Annotated in this window: 26 protein-coding genes; 20 read left to right on the top strand and 6 right to left on the bottom strand. The window is 66.6% G+C overall.

The genetic code is table 11. The features are described from left to right. Positions 1 to 37: 37 nt before the first annotated feature. The gene (locus BOX37_RS30260; protein WP_084760392.1) at positions 38 to 1213 is read right to left on the bottom strand and encodes a lipase family protein; all 1176 of its coding nucleotides are present in this window, start codon (positions 1211 to 1213) and stop codon (positions 38 to 40) included. Positions 1214 to 1402: 189 nt separating this feature from the next. On the opposite strand from BOX37_RS30260, the gene BOX37_RS30255 reads away from it, so the two are divergent. From BOX37_RS30255 to BOX37_RS36350, 5 genes are all read left to right on the top strand, one after another. Beyond that, on the top strand, positions 1403 to 2296 hold the full coding sequence (locus BOX37_RS30255; protein ID WP_071930585.1) for an ROK family protein: 894 nt from the start codon (positions 1403 to 1405) through the stop codon (positions 2294 to 2296). A gap of 115 nt (positions 2297 to 2411) precedes the next feature. Next, on the top strand, positions 2412 to 2588 hold the full coding sequence (locus BOX37_RS34775; RefSeq protein WP_167660011.1) for a KOW domain-containing RNA-binding protein: 177 nt from the start codon (positions 2412 to 2414) through the stop codon (positions 2586 to 2588). Between the two features lie 27 nt (positions 2589 to 2615). Next, positions 2616 to 3353 (top strand): phosphoglyceromutase, encoded by a 738-nt coding sequence (locus BOX37_RS30250; RefSeq protein WP_071930584.1) that lies wholly within the window; start codon positions 2616 to 2618, stop codon positions 3351 to 3353. 216 nt (positions 3354 to 3569) lie between these two features. Next, on the top strand, positions 3570 to 3794 hold the full coding sequence (locus BOX37_RS36355; RefSeq protein WP_420811568.1) for a DoxX family protein: 225 nt from the start codon (positions 3570 to 3572) through the stop codon (positions 3792 to 3794). After that, entirely contained in the window at positions 3698 to 3916 is a 219-nt protein-coding gene (locus BOX37_RS36350; RefSeq protein ID WP_240505109.1) for a DoxX family protein, read from the top strand. Before BOX37_RS36355 ends, BOX37_RS36350 begins: the two co-directional genes overlap by 97 nt. 122 nt (positions 3917 to 4038) lie before the next feature. On the opposite strand, the gene BOX37_RS30240 is transcribed toward BOX37_RS36350, so the two are convergent. Both BOX37_RS30240 and BOX37_RS30235 read right to left on the bottom strand, forming a co-directional pair. After that, a complete protein-coding gene (locus tag BOX37_RS30240; RefSeq protein ID WP_071930583.1) occupies positions 4039 to 4338 on the bottom strand; it encodes a type II toxin-antitoxin system PemK/MazF family toxin in 300 nt (99 codons plus the stop codon). After that, complete coding sequence (locus BOX37_RS30235) at positions 4335 to 4580, bottom strand: hypothetical protein (RefSeq protein WP_071930582.1); 246 nt, start codon at positions 4578 to 4580, stop codon at positions 4335 to 4337. The genes BOX37_RS30240 and BOX37_RS30235 overlap by 4 nt, the downstream gene beginning before the upstream one ends. Positions 4581 to 5199: 619 nt before the next feature. On the opposite strand from BOX37_RS30235, the gene BOX37_RS30230 reads away from it, so the two are divergent. From BOX37_RS30230 to BOX37_RS30200, 7 genes are all read left to right on the top strand, one after another. After that, complete coding sequence (locus BOX37_RS30230; RefSeq protein WP_071930581.1) at positions 5200 to 5508, top strand: type 2 periplasmic-binding domain-containing protein; 309 nt, start codon at positions 5200 to 5202, stop codon at positions 5506 to 5508. Beyond that, a complete protein-coding gene (locus BOX37_RS30225) occupies positions 5505 to 7976 on the top strand; it encodes a TPR repeat domain-containing protein (RefSeq protein ID WP_156910630.1) in 2472 nt (823 codons plus the stop codon). The genes BOX37_RS30230 and BOX37_RS30225 overlap by 4 nt, the downstream gene beginning before the upstream one ends. Positions 7977 to 8598: 622 nt before the next feature. Further along, positions 8599 to 9378, top strand: a complete 780-nt coding sequence (locus tag BOX37_RS30220) for a YbaB/EbfC family nucleoid-associated protein (protein ID WP_156910629.1) — start codon at positions 8599 to 8601, stop codon at positions 9376 to 9378. A gap of 396 nt (positions 9379 to 9774) precedes the next feature. Beyond that, positions 9775 to 10068 carry a hypothetical protein gene (locus tag BOX37_RS30215; protein ID WP_156910628.1) on the top strand — a complete coding sequence of 98 codons (294 nt, stop codon included), beginning with the start codon at positions 9775 to 9777 and terminating at the stop codon, positions 10066 to 10068. Between the two features lie 7 nt (positions 10069 to 10075). After that, the gene (locus tag BOX37_RS30210; protein ID WP_071930577.1) at positions 10076 to 10696 is read left to right on the top strand and encodes a DUF3558 family protein; all 621 of its coding nucleotides are present in this window, start codon (positions 10076 to 10078) and stop codon (positions 10694 to 10696) included. A gap of 57 nt (positions 10697 to 10753) precedes the next feature. Further along, positions 10754 to 12061: a hypothetical protein gene (locus tag BOX37_RS30205; protein ID WP_156910627.1), complete on the top strand. Its 1308-nt coding sequence runs from the start codon at positions 10754 to 10756 to the stop codon at positions 12059 to 12061. Then, positions 12058 to 12762: a hypothetical protein gene (locus BOX37_RS30200; protein WP_071930575.1), complete on the top strand. Its 705-nt coding sequence runs from the start codon at positions 12058 to 12060 to the stop codon at positions 12760 to 12762. The genes BOX37_RS30205 and BOX37_RS30200 overlap by 4 nt, the downstream gene beginning before the upstream one ends. 195 nt (positions 12763 to 12957) lie before the next feature. Here BOX37_RS30200 and BOX37_RS30195 read toward each other — a convergent pair whose 3' ends face one another. Beyond that, positions 12958 to 14808 (bottom strand): S9 family peptidase, encoded by a 1851-nt coding sequence (locus tag BOX37_RS30195; RefSeq protein ID WP_071930574.1) that lies wholly within the window; start codon positions 14806 to 14808, stop codon positions 12958 to 12960. A gap of 105 nt (positions 14809 to 14913) precedes the next feature. Between BOX37_RS30195 and BOX37_RS30190 the strand changes: the two genes are divergently transcribed. The 4 genes from BOX37_RS30190 (at position 14914) to BOX37_RS30175 (ending at position 19062) form a co-directional block, all read left to right on the top strand. After that, a complete protein-coding gene (locus BOX37_RS30190; RefSeq protein WP_240505108.1) occupies positions 14914 to 15678 on the top strand; it encodes a hypothetical protein in 765 nt (254 codons plus the stop codon). A 149-nt stretch (positions 15679 to 15827) separates the two neighbouring features. Next, a complete protein-coding gene (locus BOX37_RS30185) occupies positions 15828 to 16691 on the top strand; it encodes an SDR family NAD(P)-dependent oxidoreductase (RefSeq protein WP_071930573.1) in 864 nt (287 codons plus the stop codon). 446 nt (positions 16692 to 17137) lie between these two features. Continuing rightward, positions 17138 to 18376 (top strand): sensor histidine kinase, encoded by a 1239-nt coding sequence (locus BOX37_RS30180; RefSeq protein WP_071930572.1) that lies wholly within the window; start codon positions 17138 to 17140, stop codon positions 18374 to 18376. Beyond that, complete coding sequence (locus tag BOX37_RS30175) at positions 18373 to 19062, top strand: response regulator transcription factor (RefSeq protein ID WP_019049472.1); 690 nt, start codon at positions 18373 to 18375, stop codon at positions 19060 to 19062. Before BOX37_RS30180 ends, BOX37_RS30175 begins: the two co-directional genes overlap by 4 nt. Positions 19063 to 19207: 145 nt before the next feature. Here the strand turns inward: BOX37_RS30175 and BOX37_RS30170 are convergent, their stop codons facing one another. After that, positions 19208 to 19537 carry a hypothetical protein gene (locus tag BOX37_RS30170; protein ID WP_071930571.1) on the bottom strand — a complete coding sequence of 110 codons (330 nt, stop codon included), beginning with the start codon at positions 19535 to 19537 and terminating at the stop codon, positions 19208 to 19210. 56 nt (positions 19538 to 19593) lie between these two features. Beyond that, entirely contained in the window at positions 19594 to 20487 is an 894-nt protein-coding gene (locus BOX37_RS30165) for a DUF3109 family protein (RefSeq protein ID WP_240505107.1), read from the bottom strand. A gap of 65 nt (positions 20488 to 20552) precedes the next feature. Here BOX37_RS30165 and BOX37_RS30160 point away from each other — a divergent pair, with 65 nt between their 5' ends. From BOX37_RS30160 to BOX37_RS30145, 4 genes are all read left to right on the top strand, one after another. Then, positions 20553 to 21536, top strand: a complete 984-nt coding sequence (locus BOX37_RS30160) for a Ppx/GppA family phosphatase (protein WP_071930570.1) — start codon at positions 20553 to 20555, stop codon at positions 21534 to 21536. After that, positions 21533 to 23587, top strand: coding sequence for a hypothetical protein (locus tag BOX37_RS35640; protein WP_071930569.1), 2055 nt, complete (start codon positions 21533 to 21535; stop codon positions 23585 to 23587). The genes BOX37_RS30160 and BOX37_RS35640 overlap by 4 nt, the downstream gene beginning before the upstream one ends. A 43-nt stretch (positions 23588 to 23630) precedes the next feature. Next, positions 23631 to 24488, top strand: coding sequence for a sugar phosphate isomerase/epimerase family protein (locus BOX37_RS30150; protein ID WP_071932003.1), 858 nt, complete (start codon positions 23631 to 23633; stop codon positions 24486 to 24488). An 83-nt stretch (positions 24489 to 24571) separates the two neighbouring features. After that, the gene (locus BOX37_RS30145) at positions 24572 to 25438 is read left to right on the top strand and encodes a thioesterase family protein (RefSeq protein ID WP_071930568.1); all 867 of its coding nucleotides are present in this window, start codon (positions 24572 to 24574) and stop codon (positions 25436 to 25438) included. Positions 25439 to 25456: the final 18 nt, after the last annotated feature.

Below are 25456 nucleotides of genomic sequence, written 5' to 3'. Positions count from 1 at the left end.
CTGGGCGCGATCACCACGCCCAGCACCGGGTTTCGACTCAGCAGTTCGTCGGGACCGGTTCGTCGCGGAAGCGGGACTCGACGTAGTTCCACGCGTCGACGAAGCCCGCCGCGGCGGCGGTCATGTGTTCGGAGATCTCCACGGTGACCATGTTGACCGGGGCGCCCTTCGAGCAGAAGTGGGCGACGCTCCGGGCCACCGGCTCCCACGGGGTGAGGGTGTCATAACGACCCTGCCAGATGTAGGTCGGCGCGGTGGGGGCACCGGTGAAGTGGACCAGGCTGTTCTCGCGCAGCACGCCGCGGGCGACCTCGCTGGTCATCAGATCCTTCGACGCCGCCATCTGTTCGGCGTTGCGCGCCAGGCCGTGGAACAGCAGGAAGCGGCGGCACGCGTCCTTGGTGAACTCGCGGAACCACAGGCCGTCCTCGTTGAGCGAATCCGAGACCGGTACCCGTTCGGGGTACTCCCGCTCGATGCCCATCGCGGCGGCGAAGGCCAGGCCGAAGCCGGGGTGCGGGGCGAAGCCGAGCGCGTCGGCCATCAGTTCGAGATCGGCGGGGATGCCACCGGCCACCACGGCCGCGAGTTCCAGCTCCGGCGCGTAGGTGGGCTGCAACGCACCCGCCCACGCGGTGGCCATGCCGCCGCCGGAGTACCCGGCGAGCGCCACCGGTGAGGTGCTGACGCCCAGTTCGGCCACCTTTTGCACCGCCCGCACACTGTCGAGGGTGATCATGCCGCTGAGCTTGGCCGCGCCATAGGCGACGGTCGGACCGAGGTAGTCCGGCACCGAGATGGCCCAGCCGCGCTGCAAGGGCAGCATGGCGCCGGGCGCGTCCTGCAGTTCGCCGTTGAACAGCGACTGCGAGGGGTTGCAGCGGGTGCCGATGGAGTTGATCAGCGCCTGGTACGACACCAGCGGCGGATTCTGCACGCCGATCGGCAGCAGCACGGTGGTGACGCCCATGATCGCGTTGCCCGCCGAGTTGGTCGAGCGGAACGCCACCTGCCAGCCTTCGGTGCCGGGGTAGAGGAAGGTATCGATACGGCGCTTCCGCACGACGTCACCGGGCGCCAGCTCGCCGATGTCACTGGGCGCCGTGAAGAACGGATCCGGATCGGGGGTGGGGTACAACGGGTTCGCATTTGCGGGTGCGGCGAACAAGCCGAGCGTCAGCAGGCTCACCACCAGAACAACGATTTTCGACACAGCTTTCCTTCATCAAGTAGTGCTGCCCAACTGATACTTACAACCCGACCCTGGTGAAGTATCCAACGAAAACTGGTCATCCGTACCAACCAGTAGTCAAAGTGTCGGGAGACACATCTTGTGAGCATTCACATCCGCGGGCCCCGGCGCAGGTAGTTCGTGGCAACAGACGGAAGGACAGTAATCGCAATGACCGTGCTGGCGCTCGACATCGGGGCGACCAAATTCGCTGTGGCAGTAGTCGAATCGGACTTCCGGCTACGCGACGTGCGCCGGGCGGCGGTCACCGCCGACGACCCGTGGGCACACTGCCGAGCACTGCTGCTCGCTGTGGCGGGCGACAACCTGGTAACCGCCATCGGCATCGGCTCGGCCGGGCCGATCGAGGTGGCCGACGGGGTGGCGAGCCCGTTGAACATCCCGCGGTGGCGCGACGGCTTCGCGATCGTCGAACACGTCAGGGCGCTGTTCCCGGCCGCCGTGGTGCGGTTCGCGATCGACGGCGCCTGCCTGGCGCTGGCCGAACATCGCATCGGGGGGCTGCGCGGGGTGCGCAACGGGCTGGCGCTGACCGTGTCCTCCGGTGTCGGCGGCGGGATCATCGCCGACGGGCGCGTGTTGCTCGGGCGAACCGGAAACGCGGGACACCTCGGGCACATCGTCGTGCCCGGCGACGACACTCCCTGCGCCTGCGGCGGATTCGGGTGCGTGGAGGCGGTGGCCAGTGGGATGTCATCGGTGCGCTGGGCGCGTGGTCGCGGCTGGTCCGGCGAGACCGGCGTCGAACTGGCCGAGGCGGCCGGGCGGGGCGACCCGATCGCGCTCGACGCGCTGGCCCGTGCGGGAACCGCGCTGGGACAAGCGATTTCCTCGGCATCGGCGCTGCTGGATGTGGACCGGGTGGTGATCGGCGGCGGCTTCGCGCACTCGGGCGCGCCGCTGTGGGATCCGCTGCGTGCCGCCGTCGACCGGCACGCGCGCCTCGCGTTCACCCGTGGGCTCACGGTGGAGCTGTCGGCACTGAGCGAGGGCGCCACGCTCGTCGGTGCCGGTGTGCTCGCGGTCGAGGCGGCGTCGATCTGATCGGTGGTGGCGCCGTGCGCCCGGTGCGGTGGGGTTGTGCGCGCGATCAGCCCGATCGTCAACGCGCTCGGCGAGTTGGCCTCGACCCGCGCGGGGCGCGCGTAGCCTCGAACAGGTGGCTGCCGACTACGTGCCGGGCGATGTCGTCCATATCCCGGAGGGTCCGTTCCAAGGAGTGTGCGCCGTAGTGCGCGAGGTCGACTCGGTGGCGTCGCGATTGCGGGTCGACGCGCTCGTCGTCGGCGGCCCGCACAGGCTGAGCATCGGGTTCGACGAGGTGGAGTGGGCCTGAGCGTCGGCGAAATGCCAGAATGACCCCATGACCCACACCCTCGTGCTGCTGCGCCACGGCGAGAGCGAATGGAATGCCCTCAACCTGTTCACCGGCTGGGTGGACGTGCACCTGACCGACAAGGGCATCGCCGAGGGCAAGCGCGCGGGTGAGCTGCTCAAAGAGCACGACATCCTGCCCGATCTCGTCTACACCTCGCTGCTGCGCCGCGCGATCAGCACCGCCAACAACGCCCTCGACGCCGCCGACCGGCACTGGATCCCGGTCATCCGCGACTGGCGGCTCAACGAGCGCCACTACGGCGACCTGCAGGGCAAGAACAAGGAGCAGGTCCGCGAGCAGTACGGCCAGGACCAGTTCATGCTGTGGCGGCGCAGCTACGACACCCCGCCGCCGCCGATCGCCGACGACAACGAGTACAGCCAGGAAGGCGACCCGCGTTACGCGGGCATCGAGGTCCCCAAGACCGAGTGCCTGAAGGACGTCGTCGCCCGGATGATCCCGTACTGGGAGAACACCATCTCCAAGGAACTGCTGACCGGCAAGACCGTCCTGGTCGCCGCGCACGGCAACTCCCTGCGCGCCCTGGTCAAGCACCTCGACGGCATCTCCGATGAGGACATCTCCGGCCTGAACATCCCCACCGGCATCCCGCTGCGCTACGAACTCGACGAGAACCTGCGCCCGGTCAAGCCCGCCGAATATCTCGACCCGGCCGCCGCCGCGGCAGGTGCGGCGGCTGTCGCCAACCAGGGCGGCAAGTAGTCGTTTCGTCCGAATCGGCCCCGCACCTGGACACGGTGCGGGGCCGTTCTGCGATATCCGCAGGCGCTCCCGCCCTACCAAGGATGGCTTGGCGGTGAGTTCCAGGCGACTCGCGTCAGGATTCGGTGGCCTGACGCGACGATGTCACAGCTCGGTCGCCTGTGTCGTCACCTCGATAGACGCCGCGAAACGCGCGGCCACTGAAGGAGCCACGACATGCGCACCGCCTACCTCATCGTCACCGTCGTCGCGGCCCTCTGGGTCGGCTTTTCGGCGTTCTCCCTCCTGCGCCGAGCCCCGTTCGTCGTAGAACCCCTGGTCACCTACGGGGTCCCCGAGACCTGGTGGACCCCACTCGGCCTCGCCAAGGCCGCCGGATCATCGGTCTGCTGGTCGGCCTACTCGTCCCGCCGATCGGCATCGCCGCCGCCATCGGCCTGATCCTCTACTTCACCGGCGCGGTGGTGACCGTCCTACGAGCCCGCTCGTACAAGACCGTCGCGTTCCCGGTGCAGTACCTGGCGCCGGTCGCGGTGGCCCTTGGCCTCGGGATCGCTGCGTAAACGTCTGGTTCAGGCGTTGGCCGTGAATCGCGACGGCGAACTCGTCGGCTGGTCAGGCCTCGTCGGATAGTCGACCAGCAGCGGCGGACACCTAGGCTCCGCGCACAGCGTCGCTACCGTCGTCAGATCAGCTCGAACGCTGATCTGATGGCGATGGTGAGGGCGGGCTCGGCGTCGGCGTTGAGGTAGCCGATGACCTTGCCGAGATCGGCAACGGGGATGGTGACGATGTTGTCGCAGGAGACGACGCAGTCGTGGTCGAGTCCATTGCGGCGGCCCACAGGCACTTCGGTGGACAAGCCGCGGATGGTGCTGGTGATCGGTGCGACGGTGACCCTGGTGAGGTAAGGGCGGACGGCTTCGCGGGTGAGTACGAGGACGGGTCGGGTTTTGTCGAGTCGGGCGAGGTGGATGGGCCTCACGCGAGGTCGTCCATGGGCGTGCGTGCCGCGTGTGCGGCGAGGTCGTTCATGTCGTCGTCTGGGGTGCTTTCGGCAAGGGCGGCAAGGATCGCGGCGTCAGCCTCGGCGGTTCGGCGAAGCCGGTCGCGTTCGAGTGCTTGCTCGATGATCGCTGCGCGGCTCGGTGCAGCACCGCTGGATACGGTGCTGTCCAGGTATCTGACGGTTGCCTCGGCGAGACGAATCGAAATCTGCGAGCTCATCCCATAATGGTACCCGATTCGGGATGCGGGGGTGCGCGGCGAGCTCCGATCGGAGCACCCAGGGGTGCCGGTGTCGTAACCATCCCTGCCCGGCTCCCCGCTCACCGACCCCGATTCGCGACCTCGGCCAACACTGGTAGCCCCACGCCTGGATCGGCGTGTGGCGGGGTTGGACCTGGGCGTAGGTGTGCACTCCCGAACCGGCCAGGTGCGTACGTGCGAGGCGTACGACGAAGGTGCTCGCAGGAGGCTGGGTGTCAGGGTTGTGTGTCCCTCGGTCGGGCTCTCCGATAACGACCGACAACAGCGGCCAGGAGCCCAGGAACGCAGGTGGCCCGTCGCGCGGGGCAGACCTCACCCTAGAACGACGAAGGCCCGACGCCATGAGGCGCCGAGCTGTTGCATGTAGGATTTCATCCCACGGTGCGAACAGTGTGTACCTGTTTCGTACCCAGGCCGTTCGGTGAGTTGGCGCTCGCCGGGCGGCCGTTCTTGTTCGTGTGACGCTACACACTCCGAGATCAGTGGGCAACCAGCCAAAATCGGACACTAGAATCGCACAACAATCGGCTCAGATGACGCGCGGGCAGGTTCGATGCCCGTTCCGGGAGGTGGCTACGTGGGGGACTTGGTCAAAGCGGACTTGGATGCGCTGCGCGCATTGTCAGGCACGCTCAACGTTGAGGCCGACAGCATCGGCACCATCATGGGCCCTGTCAGCTCCGGGCTCGAAGCAGTGGTCATGCCGGGAGCCGGCATCGATGAGCTGCTGGGCCGTATCAACGAAAAGCTGGGCGCCAACATCACCGAGCACGAGACGAACGTTCGGCAGATGAGTCAGGGCGCGGCGACTGCCGCGAACAGCTATGAAGAGGTCGACACCGTGTTTAAAGGCCAGCTGGATGGTTTGCGGAGCGAGGTCGAATGAGCGGCGACGCCGTGCCCACGATCTCCCAGGTGAGGTCCTGGCAGCCGACGGCCCTGGTCACGGCTGGCCGGGCGATCGTCACCGCTGGTGATGGGCTTGCTGACCGGATGGCCAAAGTGGACCGTGCTGTCGATCAAACCGCACTCGACTGGGAGGGCGACGCAGCGACGACCGCATCGATGCGGGCGGTGTCGGAGCTGCTGTCCTCATCCCAGACTCGGCGCGCCGCGGTGTCCATCGGCGAAACGCTCACCACGCAAGGTAGCGGTATAGACGGCCACCGCAGCGCACTGCTCAACGCCGTCACCATGATCCAGGCCGGCTATCCCAACCTGACGATCGCCGACGACGGAACCGTCACTGCACCAGCACTGACCGGCACCCAGGCCACGGATCCAGTCACGGTTGTCATGCAGCAAAAGCTTGTCAACGTGGCGACTGACTTCACAACGACGCTGAAGGAGTATCTCAACAGCATCGCAACCGCGCTAAACGCCCTGAAATTCGCTGCCGCCCTCGGCTTGACCGACCTCGAGCAGCACGGTGGTCCCGGCGGAGCCGTGAGCGGCTCTGGTGGACTGAGTGGTGACAGGGGTGCGAAGCTCGGCAACCAGATCAGCGCTGCTGTCGCGGACGGAAGGCCGATCCCGGATGAGGTCCTGGATCAGGTTAAAGATGACTTCAAGGCTGCCGGTATTCCACCCGAGCAGCTCGACGCGTACCTGCGGGGCGAGGAAGCGACTATTCCGGCTTCTACAAAGGCGTACTTGCAGAACTTCATGAACGCCGCAGGCGCCGATGGCTTCACCCAAACCAGCGAGCAGCTCCGTGCTCAAGGCCCAGCGGGACAGCAAGCGGCAGCGTCTATGGCGAACTCAGCGATGATCTTGTCTAACGAGAAGGTTGGCACCGGTCGAGATGTCAACGGAAAACTTGTCAATCCTGGCGGCTATGATCAGCTCCCGACGAGTATGCAGGAACTGGTCTCGACTCGAATCAGCGCCGGTGGTGCTCCTGACGGCAATGCTTCGGGAGCACCCGGAGCCGCGATCGACGGTGCATCACCCGCGTACGTTGAGCAGCAGGCACGATTCATAGACGCGTTGTCTCAGGCGGAGTCAGGAAACGAGCCGGGCACGAAGATATCTACAGAGTTGTATCGGCAGGGCGCCCACATGGCGTGGCTGGAACAGAACAACTCTCAGGTCAGCGATGGTTCGGTTCCGGGCCTCGATGGTGCGGTGGGCGATGCGGTCGAGTTGGCTGCCAGGAATCCGGAGGCCACGACCGCATTCCTGACGGGGGAGGGGAGCCCGGAGATCTTGGGCGCCGGATACGATCCGAAGACGGCGGTCCTTCCGTTGTTGACCTATGAATCGGAAGACCCGAAAAGTCCGGCCATAGCGCCGATGACCGACTGGATAGCAGACAATGCGAAATCGGGTGAATTGCCCGATGCTGAATTGGCCGGAAAGTCCGCACATGGGTTGTCGCAGATCATCTCGGCCACTGATACCAAGAATGGCATCAACAACTATGAACTGCTGCTCGCTGGAACCGGAGAGGGACAGACCGGCGGCATGACCGCCGGGACCTCCCAAGAAGTAGCGAAGGCGTTGGCGCCGTATGTCGGGAAGATGGCCGACATGGACGACGGCTTGTCCGGTACGCAGGGTTTTGGTCCAATCACGCCGGTAGAGTCTATCCGAGTATTCAGTGTGCTGTCTGGTGACGAACTCTCCAGCGCCACGATCAATGGGGCGGCGTTGGCTGAATCGCAGCGGATGGACTCTGCCTTCATCGCAGACAAGAACACCGAGAACGGGCAGTATGCAACTCGGTTGGAATGGCTGACGAACCAAGGAATCGCCGTTGACCATGACCAGCAGGTTGGTGCGAACCAAAAAGAAGCTGCAGACAAGACGACGCGGCTCAATCAGGCGTATACCGCTGGTCAGATCATGCTCGGCGGTCTAGGTCCGGGTCAGGCGGCTATCGCAGCGGTCGCTGAACCAGGTAAATCGTTCCTTACTGTCGATCCGGAATCGGTTTCTCCGCATGCTCCATTGAAGACTGATGGCGGCACCTATGACGCCCCAAACTTCGGATCGGCAAATGACCGCGGCTACCGTATGATCCAAGCGATGGCGAGTAATGGAGCGCTGGACTTTGATTCGCTGCCTCCGGAATTCAAGAACGGTGACCGAATGAAAACCTATAGCGAGTATATGTCAGACACGCCTGGGGGGTATGATAACAGCAAAGAGATCGGATCCGTTCTGGTAAATGCCAGTGCCATGGATCAGCGGGATATCGATAGGTACTTGGCGCTTGCGAACAATGGTGAGTCTGACGAGCTCGGTCTTGCGGTGCGGCCACCGAGCTCGGATCAAGAGGCGCGAATTTCGGATGTCTTGGCCACGAATGAGAGTGGGCGCAGTGAGCACAATAGATGGGTTCGCACATGATCAGGAAGATTGCGATACGCAATGTTGTTCCAGCCGGACTGGTCTTCGTGCTTATGGTCGGGTGTTCAGCACCGGAAGGGGGCTATCCTGAAGAAATCCCACCGTATCGGCCACCGGGGGAAGTTCGGATGGCTACAGCAGTTTGGTCTGGTGCCCCAGGTGTTGACTTGAGCTCGGGTCAAGGGGTGCTGGCCCGCGCTGGCTTCGAAGCGCGAATTGTTGGTCAGCAGTCCGGACTTGATCGAACGTATCCTGGATTTCGTGAATCGATTGACTTCAGAATCAAGTCTGAGCTTGAGGAAACATGGAAACGGGGTCCAATATTTGGAACATTGTTGACGCATATTAACGCCATACACGGAACGCCGAGAGATTTCGTGGTCGAATTCTGCATGCTGGGTACGGAAGTTGCTGTACCCGAGGGTGAAGGGTATTTGAGCTGGCGGTCACGTGGTGAGTCGTCGGCGATGCATTTCAGGGCTGATTCGAATGATTCCGTATTGCCCGCCAACATGCCATGGCAGTTCTCGGACTCTCCGCACTGGCAGGCGCCGGTGTTCGACCTGTTCGAAGGATGGTCCGTCGAAATTCCACTATCCGGCGATAGGCAGCAGTGCGATCCATGGGCATTGAGCCTAGATCCAAGCCTGCCTGCGGAGCGGGAACGCGTGTTGAACGCAAGCCCACCCTCGGCGCGCCCTGCCTATCCCGGCTGGCCCGCAGGACTACTCGCCGCAAGTTCGACCTCTACGACGACCGCTCGCTGACGAAAGGGCTGAAGATGACTGAAGAACTTGCCGCCAAGTTCAGTCGGGTTCGACATGCCGTCAACCAGATTCGCGGCCGCGTCGATACTGGCGGTGTCACCGTCGAGGCTGATGGGAGCGGAAGGCTCACGGCGCTCTCACTCACCCCGGAAGCGCTCGCCTACGGGCCACAGGTCCTCGCTGACTTGCTTTTGCGCGCCCACCAACACGCGACAGAGGACGCCGCAGGCCGGGCGAATGATGCGATGGCCGAACTGTACGACGATCCGGTCGTGTCGAGGCTCGCCGCGATGACTGACAGCGAGCTCACCGCAGACCGTCGCCAAGTGGGCAACGCACCGACTATCAGCCAGCCTCAGCCAAGTCAGTATTCCCCGCCTCCGCCGAATTCCCAGCCCCAGCTGACATACGCCCCACCAGCAACTCGCCAATATGCAGTGCCGAGTATGCCTGCCGCCGAGGCATCCGCCGAATATGACGCTGCCGCCGCTACGGTCCCGCAGGATTCAGCGCAGTGGGCTGCTTATCGCATCGCCCAGTCGCGGGCGGCGCGCGCACGGGCGGAGGCCGAAGCCCTGCGTAATCAATCCGACGAATGGGATGCCGAGGACACGCGAAACCGCAAGTACTGGTAACCCCGATGGGGAATATGGCTCGATCGCCCTTGCCGTATGCGTGGCGGTGGTGGTCGTTCTGGTCGTCGGCTGTGGATCCGCCGTTCACGAGCGAGTTCCTGCGACACGATCACCCTCGGGCAAAGTAGAGACATCACTGATGTCCTGAGCTAGGTCTAAAACTGACGGCGGTTCCGTCGGTGAGTAATGCTTGAGCGCTAGGAGGCAGAGCTCGCATGTTCTGCGAGTCTTGAAGGTTGGCTCGATTGCGCGCACTCTCGAGGCCTGCGGTGGCAGCTGCCACGTGGGGTGGATGCGGTTAGACTCGTCGGTCGAGCGATAGGGAGGGCTCAGGTGGCTATCGGAGGGGATGCTGCGGCGCAGCTGTGGCAGGGGGCGTCGGCAGGGACGTTGACTATGGAGCCGGATGCTGCTCGGGAGGTCGCACAGGCGTACCTCCGGTTCGCGGCGCAGTGCGATGAGTGGTCCGGCACCGCGTTGCGGCTCGAACGGATCCACGGGTTCGGGCCGCTGGACTCCGCGCAGCAGTTGCAACAGGGATTCGCGAACAAGGCGACGGGGGCGAAGCAGGTGCTCGAGCAGATGGCTTCGGCGGCGAGGGGAATGGCTGATGGATACCTGCTGGCCGCAGGCATCTTGGCCGAGGTGGATGAACTCAGGGCCGCGGCATTGAGCGCAATCGGACATTAGGACGGGTATGAGGTCGGGATTTGTTGTCGCTGGCGTTCTGATGGCGTTGGTCGTGACAGGGTGCGGGACGACTACTGAGCCCGATACTCCTACTTCGTTGACACCTAGCGCGTCGACGCAGGCGGCGCGGCCGACATTGACGGACCCGAAGTTGCAGCCGCCGCCGCAAGACAACCAGTACACGCAGGCCACGGCACGGCCGAAGGTGGTGTTTGATCCGTGCACGTGGATCAGCGACGCCGACATCGAGTTGACAGGTTTCCAGCCGGAATCGCGAAAGCGTGGCGCGGATCTGGTGGCCGAGTACACGTTCTTGACGTGCGATTTCCGCACCACGGATCAGACGATGTCGCTAGGGCTGGACTCGGGAAATATCACTTGGGAGGAGAACCTCCGCAAGAACGGGGAGTGGTTGGAGCCGACGACCGTCAACGGTCGCCAGGCGGGGTTTGTCAATGGTGAACCTGGCAGCGAAAACGACTGCAGTGTGCACCTCCTGACGAAGGTCGGTGTGGTGTTCGTTCGGACGCACAGCCTGAGCCTCGGTCAGCGCCAGAACCTCGACCCCTGCGCCAACATCATGGAAATCGCCTCCGTAGTAGAGAAATCCATCGGTAAGGAGAACTGAGCAATGGCGGATGGGGGAGGGGCGTCACTGCCGGGAGACCCGGTTACGCAAGCAATCTTGGGACTGACGCCAGGGGTCCAAGCCGGGCTCAACGGGCGGCAGCAGCAGGCGGGGGCCGAGAAACAGCAGGATGGGCTGAGTCACGGCGGCACCGATCCGGCCTACATCGCGAATATGGAGGCCTTCGAAGGGTTTTCCCACGAGGAGATCTACAACGCGGTGCAGCAGATGCAGCCCGGGGTGATGCAGCAGTTCGGTGACCAGTGGGTGTCGATGTCGGTGGAGATCTCCGGTGCGGTGACCGGGTTGATGATCCAGACGGCGCGGGCGTCTTCGAGTTTGCAGGGCGCGGCGGCGTCTGCGGGTGAGGCCGCGGGGAAGCGGTTCGTCACCGAGGTGTCGGATGTTTCTACGGTGCTGTCGGCGGTCGGTCGTCGGGTCAAAGCCGCTGCCTTTGGGTCAGAGGCGGTGAAAGCGGCTGTGCCGCCGCCAGTTTCCTCCTCTGGTGTGACGGTATCGGGGGATACGGCGATACCGCCGGTGCTCGAAATGCTGGTGGATGTTTCCACGCCGGGAACCGCGGCCGACACCGCGCGGGAGAAGGAGGAGCGGCGTCAACAGGCGATCACTGCGATGAACACGACCTACAAGCCGACTTACCAACCCTCCGGTGACAACGTGCCGAGTTTCGTCGCGCCGACACAGCCCGGGGCCGGTGGCACGAATGGCCTCGGTGGCGGGTCCGGAACCAGTGGTTCGGGCTCGGGTGGAGACGGGTCCGACAACGGTACCGGTGCTGGGAACGGAGAGCGCAACGGCGGCGAGGGTGACGGCACGGAGGCCGCCTCGAACGGGGACGAGACCGCCACCTCCTCGGGTTCTGGAGACGGCAGCAGGACCGGCGGTAGTCAGGGACAGGACGGGGACACCTACTCGGCGAGTACCAATCCTGCCGCTACAACTCCGGCGAGCACCAATCCCGCTGCTACTACTCCGGGGGCCGGCGGATCTGGTGGTGTGGGCGGGTCCGGCGGTTCCGGTTCGGGAACAGGCGGGGCGCTCGGCTCGGGCGCACCCGCTGCCGGGCGAGCACTCCCCGGGGCGGGACAGATTGCCGCGACCGCAGGAACTTCCGGTGCGGCAGGTGGCGCCGTATCGGGCGCTGCCCGTGGGATGGGAATGCCCGGCATGGGGGCGCCCGGGGCTCGCGGAAAGAACGACGAACAGTCCGAACACGCCATTCCCGACTACCTTCGACGGGTCCAGCCCGAGCTTCTCGGGCCGGATCACGATGCCGTGCCCGGCGCCATCGGCGCGGACGCGCCAGCCACCCGCCTCGCAGACCAAGGTCCGGGGACCGAGTGAGCTGGGTGTTCACCGCCGACGAGTTCGCCTGTGTCTGGCGAACCGAGACCGGCGCCGACTGCTATCCCTTTCCGATCACCGCGCACTCGGCAGTTCGTGATGAACACGACTACGAGGCGCTCGCCCGAGCCGCCGCGCAGCGTTGGCCCACCGGAGCCGACCCTGATCTGACCGCGGTACTTCGGCACGCCGCACAGCCGGAAACCGCGATGGCGCTGTTCAGCAATGCCGGGCCGCCCCTGCGGGCCTACGGAGCACGCTCCGGAGTGCGCGGTGTGGTGCTGAGGCAATACGACGACCACAGCGTCGAAGTGTTCTCGGGTGGCGCCGCGATGGTGGGGCGTGCTTTCGCCGCGTTCCTCGGCGAACAGCCCGCCGGTCGCGCGGGACATCTCATCGAGGACGTCGACCGGCTGACCGCGCATTTCGAATCCTGGCAGCAGTCAGGAGAATCCATCGCGGCGCGGATGCATACGGTCGCCGCGGCTGAGCGCACCGCTGCCGGCCACATCGAGGCGAGGGTCGGCACGGACACCGACCATCCCACCCCGGCCCGCTACCTGACCTGGTTCGACGTAGACGGCGACGGACGCTACCTCACCTATCGCTGGTATCGAGACCTCCACATCGAGCCGGTCGGCAAAGACCGGCTGATCGAGGCGATCTCGACCCTTGGCGCCCGCCCCGCGTCGGACGATTGAGCCACCGCTGTTCTGAATCGCCTGGCGACGCCGTGAAACCGGGGAAACAATCTCCAGGTTCACCGGGGCGGATCGTTTGGTGAGGCCGAGCGGGTTGCCGGCCGGGGGCCAGGAGTTCCCCGGCCGCGCGCGTCCGCAAATGCGCCTGATCTCCTCGAGCGGGTGGTGTCCGGTGGCGGGCTTGCGGACGACTCTCTAGTTCTCCGTCTCGGTCGCGGGTTCCTCGCGTCCGCCGAGGTGCTCGGCCAAGAAGTGCTCGATCGCTGCATGGAGTCGTTCGCTGTTGTCCGGCTCGAGCACGCCGTGGCCCTCGTCGTCGAACAGAATGTACTCGTGGGCGATGCCCGATTCGGTGAGCGCGGCGACGATCTGCTCGGCCTCCTCGACCTTGACTCGTGGGTCGGTGCGGCCCTGCACGATCATCAGCGGGATGCTGATATCGGCGGCACGCGACAGCGGTGATCGCTCCCACAGCATGTCGGCGTCTGTGTCGGGATTGCCCACCTGTCGGTGGAAGACCCCGATCTGGGACTGGTATTGCGCCGAGAGCGACCCGAGCAGGGTCAGGATGTTGGACGGCCCACACACATCGATTGCCGCGCAGAAGGTTTCGGGGGTGAACGCCGCACCGCACAGGGCCGCGTAGCCGCCGAATGATCCGCCATAGATCGCCACGCGCTTCGGATCGGCCCACCCCTGCGCCACGACGTGATCGACGGCGTCGACCAGGTCGTGATGCATCGCGCGGCCCCACTCGCGGTCACCGGCGTTGACGAAGGTCTTGCCGTAGCCGGTCGAACCGCGGAAATTGACCTGGATGACAAGGTAGCCGCGGTTGGCCAGCCACTGCACCCTTGGCTGGAACCTCCAGCTGTCACGCACCTGGGGTCCGCCGTGCACGAGCAGGACGGCGGGCAGGTCACGCCGGAGTTCGTCAACGGGGAATGTGAGGTAGCCGTGAATGCCCAGGCCGTCGCGGGCCCGGAAAGTGAACGGCTCCATCGCGGCGAACTCGAAGTCATCGAGTTGGCGGTCACCACTGTCGAGTTCGGTGATGGTGTTGGTCGGCAGGTCGTAGCAGTGGAACGTGCTGGGTGCGCGGTCGGAGGATTTGGCGACGAGCCAGCGCCGGCCCGCCGTGGAACGGGTGATGCTGATGTCACCGCCGAGCCGGTCGCGCAGCTTGTCGACGGTTGCGCCGAATGTGGCGTCGAGGTGCTGCCAGATCTGCAGGTCTCCCGCGAAGACAACAGACTGCGGACGCCCGGTGTCGGGATCACTGTAGACCGAGGCCACGTCGAAGATGTCGTGGGCGGCAAGCACAGTGGACTCACCCGTCTCGACGTCGATCTGCACGAGCCGACGTGTCTGGGCGCCGACGCTCGACAACATGTACATGGTGGCGTCGTCGCGGTCGAAGGTCGGTAGTCCGGTCGTTGCGGTGTCCTCGGGATCGACCATCATCCACAATCGGTCGATCCCGGTCGCACGATCGCGCAGATAGATCTCCAGACCACCGGCGGCGCTGAAGATCGCGCCGCCACGGAGCCGCAGGTCCGAGTCGATCAGCCAGCTGCGGTAGCCCGGGTTGGTGGCGACCTGTTCGAGTTGGCCGTTGACCAGGTCGAGCCGATATGGGTCGACGTATCGAGGTTGCGGGCCCGGCAGTCCGATCAGCACGGTTGTCGGGTGAAATCGGCTGTGTGCCAGCATCGTCGCGCGCACACCTTGACCGGGCGTGTACTGCCGCACATGCCCGTTGTCCAGGTTCAGACCGTAGATCCGCCAGTTCTCGTCACCGTCGGTGTCCTGGGCGTAGAGCAGGGTCGAGCTGTCGTGGCAGAACACGAATGAACGGACTCCGCGGCCACGGTCATGGGTGACCGGGACCGCGGCGGCAAGGTTATCGGCCGGACCGACCCAGATGTTGGCGACACCATCGATGCTGTCGACGTACCCGATGCGGGTCCCGTCCGGAGACAACGCCGGACGAGGTCTACCGGGGAGGCCGAACAGGGCAGAACGCGGAATCAACTCGGTGGCCATGGATTTCAGCGTGCCGCATCCGCAGTGATCAGAAACTCAATTCGGATCAGAAGTTGGCCGGGTCACAATACTTGGCCGGACTTCTTCCGGTGATATTCAATCATCGTGTTCTTTCGACCATTTGTTACTGAGGGGGAAATCGTGGCTCTTCGCCATGTCACCAGGAAATTCAGCAGGGCGCTCGTTGCCGGTGCGCTGCCCTTGGCGGTTGTTGTGACCTGCGCGGATGTGGCAACTGCCGCTCCGGCTTCGCCTGCGGTGTCGAATATCGAGCGCACCACCACCTATGCGGGTCATGAGATTGCGTTCATCGATGATCGGACCATGACGATCGACGGGCACACGCTCACCGTCGACGACCAGAATGTGGTCCGGGTCGATAATCGCCCGGTGTCTTTCCAGGCTGTGTCGACTCCGGCGGAGGCGCTCCTTTCCATCGACGGCCCGATGGCCGGCCTCGACAAGGTCGGGACCGGTGCGCTGGTCGGCGCCGGGGTCGGTGCTGCGGCGGCCGGTATTCCCGCGGCCGTGGTCGGTGCTGTGCCGGGTGCCGTGGTCGGCGGTGTCGTAGGTGCGGGTGCCGGATTCCTGATTGGAATCGGTACGGTCGCGGCCGGCATCCTGATCGGCTCCCTGGCGGGCTGCGTAACCACCGGCTGCATCATCAATGTGCCGGTCTTCATCGCCGGCTTGGCGGCGCAGGCTGTGATCGCCGGTCCGTCCATTGCCATCGGAGCCGTCGCGGGTGTGGCGATCGGTGCCGCGATCGGAGCCGGTATCGCCGGTCTGCCGGCTGCCGGGATCGGCGCTCTCGTCGGGTCCGGAATCGGGGCGGCCGCGGTCACGCTGAACCCGGAACTCGTGCCGTAGCCCGACTGAGCGGGTAGCCGCCGAGTCCGGTCGGGTTGCTCCCGTCCAGCGGGAGAGAGCGGGTCGGGGATTCTCTCGCTGTTGTTCACTCGCCAGGAGGTGGGCCGCGTCGAAGACGGGTGGTCGACTGACAGCGGAGGGAGTCCACAGTGGGTTTAGGTTCGGATTGGGTGGTCGTGGTCACCGGGGCCAGCCGGGGTGCTGGTAAGGGGATCGCGCTGGCGCTGGGCGAGACCGGGGCGAAGGTGTACGTCACGGGACGGACGCGAGCCGACGGGGATTCGCCGTTGCCCGGGACCGTGTTCGCGACCGCCGAGGAGATCACCCGCCGTGGTGGCGTCGGGGTTCCCGTGGTGGTCGACCACAGCGATGACGCTCAGGTGCGGGCGCTGTTCGAGCAGGTGCGGGCGGAGAACGGTCGCCTCGACATCCTGGTCAACAACGCGCTCGCCGTACCGGACGCGCTCGTCCTGCGTGGCCCGTTCTGGGAGAAGCCGCTTTCCTTGCTCGATCTGTTCGATGTCGGCATGCGGTCGAGCTACATCTCCAGTTATTACGCCGCGCCGCTGCTCACGGCGAACGGCGAGGGCCTGGTGGTGAACACGTCGTCGTTCGGCGGCACCTGCTACATGCACGGTCCCGCCTACGGCGCGGGCAAGGCCGCAGTCGACAAGATGGCACACGACATGGCCGTCGACTTCCGCCCGTTCGACGTCGCGGTCGTCTCGATCTGGATGGGCCTGCTCAAAACCGAGCGGACCCTGGCCGCCTTCGCGGCGAATCCCGGCGCCTACGAGGGCCTCGCCGCCACCGCCGAGTCCCCAGAATTCACCGGCCGCGTGATCGACGCCCTCGCCCGTGACCCACAACTGATGCAACGCAGCGGCCAGGTCCTGATCGGCGCCGAGATCGCGGTGGAACTCGGAGTCCGCGACACCGAGGATCAGCAGCCGCCGTCACACCGCCCGTTCCTCGGTGATCCGCCGGTGTTCAGCGACGCCGTCATCGAATGACGTCCATCGTGGCCTGAACGGTCCGGGCGGTTGATGCGCGGATGAATCGCTTCGACGAGGGTCGCCGCCGCAGAGGTCCGGAAGGGTCCGCAACATCACAGCGAACCGGCGGGAAGATCGGCGAAGCCGGGCGGCGAGCGCGCTCGCGGGTCCTGCTCGGTGGAGCGTGAATGACCCTCCTGAGCAGGCGGCCTCGGCGGGAAATGGCCCCGTGGCTCGCGGGTGAATGTAGCGAAACGAGTCTTGCGCCGGGGGTATCGAGTCATGCGAACGGTGCATGGGTTCGGCGGTGTGCGGCCGGTGAAACGCCGGATTGACACGCCCGGGTACGCGCCAAGTGCCTGCCGGGTGAACGGCAAGAGAACACCATGCCAAGTGCCTGTGACCTGCGCGAAACTTCGTCGACCCGGCGCCGGTGGCCGGGTTCGCACTCGTACGATCAAAGCGTGAGCGTTCCGCAGGCCGTGCTGTTGGCAGTCCTCGCGGCTGTCGTGGGGCTGGCAGTCGGGGGCCTGCTGATCCCGTTCGTCAATGCCAGGCACGCGGCCCGCACCCAGGAAGACTCCGGGCTGACGATGTCGCAGGTGCTCGATCTGATCGTGCTCGCTTCCGAGAGCGGTATCGCCGTCGTCGACGAATACCGCGACGTGGTCCTGGTGAACCCGCGCGCCGAGGAACTCGGCCTGGTCCGCAACCGGCTGCTCGACGAGCGTGCCTGGGCCGCCGTCGAAAAGGTGATCGCCACTGGCGAATCCACCGAATACGATCTGTCGGCGAAGAATCCGCTACCCGGTCGCGGCCGGATCGCCGTGCGCGGCGTCGCCCGCCAGCTCTCCCGCGACGAGACCAGTTTCGTCGTGTTGTTCGCCGACGACGACTCCGAGCAAGCCCGCATGGAGGCGACCCGGCGCGATTTCGTCGCCAATGTCAGCCACGAACTCAAGACTCCCGTCGGCGCGATGAGCCTGCTGGCCGAGGCCATGCTGGAATCGGCCGACGACCCCGAGGCCGTGCGGCACTTCGGTTCCCGCGTGCTCGCCGAATCGCGGCGCCTCGGCAAGATGGTCACCGAGCTGATCTCGCTCTCGCGGCTGCAGGGCGCCGAGAAGCTGCCGGATCTGGCCGTGGTCGATGTCGACACCGTGGTGCAGCAGGCCGTGGACCGCTCGCGCACCGCCGCCGAGGCCGCGGGCATCACCGTCAGCACCGACCGGCCCAGCGGGCTGGAAGTGCTCGGCGATGAGACGCTGCTGGTCACCGCGCTGTCGAACCTGGTGGAGAACGCCATCGCGTACTCGCCGCAGGGCTCGCACGTGTCGGTGAGCCGGTCGCTACGCGGCGACCACGTCGCGATGGCGGTCACCGACCGAGGCATCGGTATCGCCAAGGAAGATCAGGAGCGGGTGTTCGAGCGGTTCTTCCGCTCCGACAAGGCCCGCTCCCGCTCGACCGGCGGGACCGGACTCGGTCTGGCCATCGTCAAGCACGTGGCGGCCAACCACAATGGTGAGATCACCCTGTGGAGCAAGCTCGGCACCGGCTCGACGTTCACGCTGCGCATCCCCGCCCATCTGGAAACCGATGGAGACGAGGACGCGGAGCAGGCGCCGGAGCTCGCCACGAGAGAAACCATCGTCCAGCGCACCCCTGCTGGCCGAACGAACGGTGTGGAGGCACGCAGATGACGAGTGTGTTGATCGTCGAAGACGAGGAGTCGCTGGCTGATCCGCTGGCGTTCCTGTTGCGCAAGGAAGGCTTCGACGTCACTGTCGTCGGCGATGGACCATCGGCACTGGCCGAGTTCGACCGCTCCGGCGCCGATATCGTCCTGCTCGACCTCATGCTGCCCGGCATGAGTGGCACCGATGTCTGCAAGCAGCTGCGCACCCGCAGCGGCGTGCCGGTGATCATGGTGACCGCGCGCGACAGCGAGATCGACAAGGTGGTCGGGCTGGAACTGGGCGCCGACGACTACGTCACCAAGCCGTACTCGGCGCGCGAGCTGATCGCCCGCATCCGTGCTGTCCTGCGCCGCGGCGCGGGTGACGAGCTGGACTCCGGCAGCGAGAACGGCGTGCTGGAGGCCGGACCGGTGCGGATGGACGTCGACCGGCACACGGTGCACGTCAACGGCGGGCAGGTCACCCTCCCGCTCAAGGAGTTCGACCTGCTCGAATACCTGCTGCGCAACTCCGGCCGGGTACTCACCCGCGGCCAGCTCATCGACCGCGTCTGGGGCGCCGACTACGTGGGCGACACCAAGACCCTCGACGTGCACGTCAAGCGCCTGCGCTCGAAGATCGAGGCCGACCCGGCCAAGCCGGAACACCTGGTCACCGTCCGCGGCCTGGGATACAAACTCGAAGCGTAGACCGACCTCACACGAAGAACCCGGCACCACTACATCAGTGATGCCGGGTTCCCTCGTCAACGCCACCGCCACATCCCGACCCCGAGGAGGGATCGCCGACGAAGTCGGCGGTTCGCGCGAACTCGAGCGCGCCAGCGCTCCGAAATTACAGCGAGCTCCAGGCAGCGCCCAAAGGGGTGTCGATCTTGCGCAGCGGGAACCAGCCGAACTCGTCTTCCTGCATGCAGTCGTAGATCTCCACGTCGGTGCCGGTGCCACGGCAGGCGATCGTGGTCGTGGTGCCCTTCGGGCTGATGATGATGTACTTGCCGTTCGCGGCCGCGTCGAGGGCCGCCGGATCGGTGTATTCGACGAAGCTGGCGGTGAAATCGGCGTACTTCGCCGGATCGCCGTTGGGTTCGGCGTTGGCCAGGCCGGTCATGGTGAGAGTGGCGCCGAGCACGAGGGTCGCCACCGAGAGCGCTTTCTTGGACATGGTCGGCAATCCAACCCGATCCCGATGACGCCCACGTGGCGGGCAGGTGAACCGACCTATTGCGAGGTGCTCACGCCGGACTGATCCGCGATGCGAGCTCCCGCGTCGATCCGTTCGGCCGCCACCGTGGCCGGGTGCACCGCGATCAGGCCGAGGCCCTCGCGCCGGCGGCACAGTCGCGAAAGCTCCTCGTAGGCGGGCGCACCGAGCAGTTCGCGCAGTTCCGGTCCATAGGACTGCCAGACCGGTCGCGCGCCGACATGGGCGTCGGGGGAGCCGGTGCAGTACCAGTCCAGGTCGAGTCCGCCCGGACCCCAGCCGCGCCGGTCGTACTCGGTGACGACCGTGCGCAGGATCTGTTCGCCGTCCGGGCGTTCCACCCAGTCCTGGGTGCGCCGGATCGGCAGCTGCCAGCACACGTCCGGCTTCACCTCAAGCGGTTCGATGCCTTTGCGCACGGCCATGATGTGCAGCGCGCAGCCGGGGCCCGCGGCGAAGCCGGGGCGGTTGAGGAAGATGCAGGCGCCGTCGAAGCGGCGGGTGCGCAGGGCCGGTTCGTCCTCGAGCTCGTCGAGTTCGAGGTAACCCTTCTTGACCACTTTGCCCTTCTCGGTGGCCTCGCCCATCAGCTGCCAGTCCTGGGGTGTGAGCATCTTCACAGCGCCGGCCAGGCGCTTGCGGTCGTCCTTGTCGGCGAGGAAGGCGCCGTGCGAGCAGCAGCCGTCGTCGGGCCGTTCGGCAATGATGCCCTGACAGGCGGGGGTGCCGAACACGCACGACCAGCGCGAGAGCAGCCAGGTCAGATCGGCCACGATCTGGTGCTCGTCGTTTGCTGGATCGGTGAACTCGATCCATTCGCGCGGGAAGTCGAGCTCGACCTCGGGGCTCGGATCGATCTTCCGCCCAGGTCGGAGCCCGGTCTCCGCGGTGCCAGATGCGCCTTCGGTCACAACTGCTGACGCTAACAGTTCAGTCGCCTGGCCTGTAGTACCGGATCACCAAGTACCGTATTCCTGTGCGGCTTGGTGTTCTCGATGTCGGAAGCAATACCGTTCACCTGCTCGTGGTGGACGCGCATCGTGGTGGCCACCCGATGCCGATGAGTTCGTCGAAGTCGGCGTTGCGGCTGTCGGAGAACATGGATGCCGGGGGGCGGATCACCGAAGCCGGCGAGGCGCGACTGATCGCCACCATCGTCGAGTTCGCCGATCTGGCGCGCACATCGAAGTGTGTGGAGCTGATGCCGTTCGCCACCTCCGCCCTGCGCGAGGCGACCAACTCCGAGGAAGTGCTCGCGCGCGTGCGCACCACGACCGGGGTCGATCTGCGGGTGCTCTCCGGTGACGACGAGGCCCGGCTGACCTTCCTCGCGGTGCGCCGCTGGTTCGGCTGGAGCGCCGGGCGCATCATCAACCTCGACATCGGCGGCGGCTCGCTGGAGATGTCCAACGGCGGTGACGAGGAGCCCGATGTGGCGCTGTCGCTGCAGCTGGGCGCGGGCCGACTCACCAGGGAGTGGCTGCGCGACGACCCGCCGGGCAAGCGCAAGATCGCGGTCCTGCGCGACTGGCTCGACGCCGAGCTGGTGGTGCCGACCAAGACGATCATCGAGGCGGGCAAGCCCGATCTCGCCGTCGGCACATCGAAGACATTCCGTTCGCTGGCCAGGCTGACCGGTGCGGCGCCCTCGGCCGCCGGTCCTCGGGTGCGACGTACACTGACCAGCTCCGGTCTGCGTCAGCTGATCGCGTTCATCTCCCGGATGACGGCCGCGGATCGCGCGGAACTGGAAGGCGTGAGTTCGGACCGGTCCCAGCAGTTGGTCGCCGGGGCACTGGTCGCGGAGGCGAGTATGCGGGCGTTGTCGCTCGACAGCATCGAGATCTGCCCATGGGCGTTGCGGGAAGGACTCATCTTGCGCAAACTCGATACCGAGCCCAACGGAGGTCCGGTCATCACGCCGCCGGTAGCGCCGGTGGCGAGAGCGGAGTCGGCGTGAGCGGTGAGGATTCGAAACAACTATCGGTCGCCGAGCTGCTGGCGCGCAACGCCGCTCAGGGCTCGGCCCCGCCGAGCAGCGGTGGCGGCGGCCGACGTCGGCGCAGCGGACGTGGGCTCTCGGTCACCGATCTGACCGGCGAGAACGCGACCGTCCGCTCGGGCCCGAGTTCGCACGCGGCCCCCGCGCCGGAACCGGCGGCGCCCGAACCGGCGCCGACCTACGTGCCGGAACCGACGAGCTACGAGCCGCCCGCGAGCTACCAGCCCGCGCCCTACCCGCCGCCCGGACCGGCCGAACCGGTGTTCTCCCCGGTCTCGGACCCGATCGCCCGCGTCGATCCGAACTCGCGATTCTCCGCTCCCGATCCGCGCGATCCACTCGGCATGGGCGGTTCCGCGTCGGACCCGTTCGGTCCCTACCGGGCCGAGGCGCGCGATTCCGGGACGCGCACCCATGGCCGTGGTCCGGACCGGCTCGGCGCACCCGGTACCGGGTCGCAGCCGGTCGATCCTGGCATCGCCGAGTTGTTCGGTTCCGGTGCGATTCCGGCCGTGCCCGGATCGGGTGGTGGGCGTCGCCGAAAGCCCGATCCCGAGGACGAGCCGACCCCGTTCCCCGAACCGCCGCCTGCCACCGGTGGCCGGGCCGCGCGTCGACGGGCGGCCGAGGCGGCCGAGGACGCTGCCGAACCGTGGTCACCGGCGCCGGGGTACGGGCCGAACGGGTACGACGCGTTCGGGCCCGCGGATGCGCCGCAGGCGTTCAATGGGGCGGGGACCACCGATCCGCTGTCGAGCTTCAACGGTCGGGGTGTCGATCCGGGTCACGGGCGCATCGGTGGCCCTGCCCCGGACCGCGCGGCGGGATTGAACGGGTTCCCTGGTGCCGGGCCCACTCCGAGTTTCAACGGGTTCCCCGGCGCCGAGCCCGCTTCGGGTTTCGGCGGGTTCCCTGGTGCCGGGCCCGCTCCTGGACTCAACGGTGTTCCGGGGAACGCGCCGAGCTCGGGGCGCAACGGTTTTCCGGGCGGTGAGCCCGCTGCCGGCTTCAACGATTATCCCGGTGCTGACCGGGGCTCCGGGTTCAACGGTTTCCCCGCATCGGCCGCCGATGCCGCCCAGGCTTTTCACCACGCGCCGGGTGTCGATGACCCGCAGGTGCCGGGTGATCAGCGCCCGTCGCTGGAACGCAGGCGTTCGTCGGGCAAGTCCGGTGGGCTGCCGTCGTGGTCGGCGCGCAGGCATCGCCCGGCGACGAAGGCACCGGAGAGCGGTGGTTTCCCGACGGCCGCGTGGTCGCCGGTCAGTCAGGAACAGCCACTGGTCGCCGGGCAGTCGGTCGCCGGTGATCTGCTCCGACAGCAGGCCGACCAGGGCGCCGACGCGCGCACCGAGGTCTACCGCGTCGGTGACAAGCGCGGCGCCGAACCCGATACCGACGACTACGCCGAGTCCGATTACGTCGATCGCGATTACGCCGACAACGACTACTCCGACGCGGACTACGCCGACGGCGAGTACGACGACACCGACTACGACGACTACGACTACGAACCCGAGCCGAAGCCGACCCGGGCGAGCAGGCGGGCCGCGACCAAGGCCGCCGCGTCCAAGGTGGCCCGCCGAGCCAAGTCGCGGGCCGCGCGCGGTATGGCGGGCAGCATGGCGATCTCGCGTCTGCGCCGCGGTGGCGACGCCGACGGTGACGAGTCGACCAGCCGGGTGTCGGGCAGCCGGGCACTCGCGCGTGTGTCCCGCTTGACAGGTGGCGGTTCCGCGGAGTCCGACAACCGCCGCCAGTGGCTGATCCTGGCCGGGCAGAGCGCGGGTGCCGCGGTCGCCGGAATGTTGCTGTTCAAGGGTTTCGAGACCCTGTGGGAGACCATGCACTGGGTGGCGCTGGCCCTGGCGATGGTCGTGATCCTCGGTCTGGTGGCGCTGGTTCGGGTGCTGCGCCGCACCGACGACATCCTCAGCACTGTGATCGCCGTCGTCGTGGGCGTCTTCGTGACACTGGGACCGCTAGCCTTTCTCCTCAGTACCAGCTGAAGGCAGGGAGTGGGCTGTGGGGAACGCGCGGGTTGACATCGGCATCGGGTTGTCGACGGCGTCGGTGTATCCGGAAAACACCCAGGCGGCGTTTCGCTACGCGGCCGAATTGGGTTACGACGGTGTGGAATTGATGGTGTGGGCCGAACCGGCCAGCCAGGACATCGCGACGGTGCAGTCCTATGCCAAGCGCTACGGGGTGCCGGTGCTCGCCGTGCACGCGCCGTGTCTGCTGATCTCTCAACGGGTGTGGGGTGCCGACCCGGTGGCCAAGCTGGAACGCAGTGTGCGCACGGCCGAGGCGCTGGGTGCCGACACCGTGGTGGTGCATCCACCGTTTCGCTGGCAGCGCCGCTACGCCAAGGGTTTCGCCGAGCAGGTCGGCGAGCTCGAGGCGCATCATCCGGTGAAGGTCGCGGTGGAGAACATGTTTCCGATGCGCGCCGACACACTGTTCCGGGAGGGTGCGGTGCGCAGGCTGGAGCGACGTTCCGGGCCGGGCCCCGCGGTGAGCGCGTTCAGTCCCTCCTACGACCCGACCGATATCGGGTTCGACCACTACACCCTCGACCTGTCGCACACCGCGACCGCGGGCACCGATGCGCTCGAGCTGGCCCGGCGGATGGGGGAGGGCCTGGTGCATCTGCATCTGGCCGACGGGCGCGGCGCCGCCCACGACGAGCATCTGGTCCCCGGTGAGGGCACCCAGCCCTGCGCGCAGCTGTGTGAGCACCTGGTGCACACCGGTTTCACCGGGCACGCGGTGGCCGAGATCAACACCCAGACCGCGCGCACCACCACCGAGCGCGCCGCCCAGCTGGCCCGCACGCTCGACTTCGCCCGGCGGCACCTGACCGGTGCCACCCCCGACCCCGAGCCCTCGCACGCCGATCTGACCTGACTCCATCCCCAGCGCGGAACAGCGGGCGCGACGGCATGCTTGTACGCTGTACGAACTGCCGGGAAACTCGACCAGGAGTGACGATGACGCGAGAACTCGCGACCCACGCGCCGTTCAGTCAGGTTTGTGACCTGACCGAGCTCACCACCACCGATGCCGAGACCGGCCGCTACGTCGGCGTCATCGACGCCGCCTGGACCATCGGTTCCAAGGTGCACGGCGGCACCATGGTCGCCGCCAGCGCCGCCGCGGCGACCCGCTGGCTCACCGAAGCAGACGCCTCGCTCGCCCAGATGGCGCCCATCGCGGCCAGCTCCGACTTCCTCGGCGCCCCCGAGCCCGGCGAGGTCGAGTACGCGGTGCGCATCCGCAAGAAAGGCCGCCAGATCTGCCTGGCCGACGCCGACCTGATCCAGGGCGGTCGCACCCTCGTGCGCACCGCCTTCACCTTCGGCCACCTCGACGTCACGGCGACCCGCTGGAGCGACACCGAGACCGACATGCCCGCCGAGCCCGACGCGACTGCGCTCGAGTACACCCCGGACACTCCGATGGGCAAGATCGTGCACGTCGGCCAGGTGGCGCGGGTTCACCTCGACGCGGCCTGGGCCGACTTCGCCCGCGGCGAGACCGGCGCGCCCCGTGCGCGCCTGTGGATCCGCCCGCTCGACGGCGACGAGGCCGATCCGCGGGTGCGTGCCGCCTTCGCCATGATGGCTGCCGACATGAGCCCGCCGGTGCCGATCAACCTCGGCCACTTCGGCTGGTCGCCGACCGTGCAGATGACCACCTACCTGCGCCGCGTGCCCGCCCCGGGCTGGCTGCGGGTCATCGCGACCGCCCGTGAGGTCGGTGAGCGCATGTTCGACGAGGATCAGCTGGTCATCGACTGCACCGGTGCGGTCGTCGCGCAGAGTCGCCAGCTGGCGCTGATCCCGGCGGCGCGCTGAGTTTCCCGGCACCACTAA

Source organism: Nocardia mangyaensis (genome assembly GCF_001886715.1).
Taxonomy (GTDB): domain Bacteria; phylum Actinomycetota; class Actinomycetes; order Mycobacteriales; family Mycobacteriaceae; genus Nocardia; species Nocardia mangyaensis.
The sequence above is the reverse complement of the archived record's forward strand: the minus strand, read 5'-3'. Positions and strand labels throughout refer to the sequence as shown.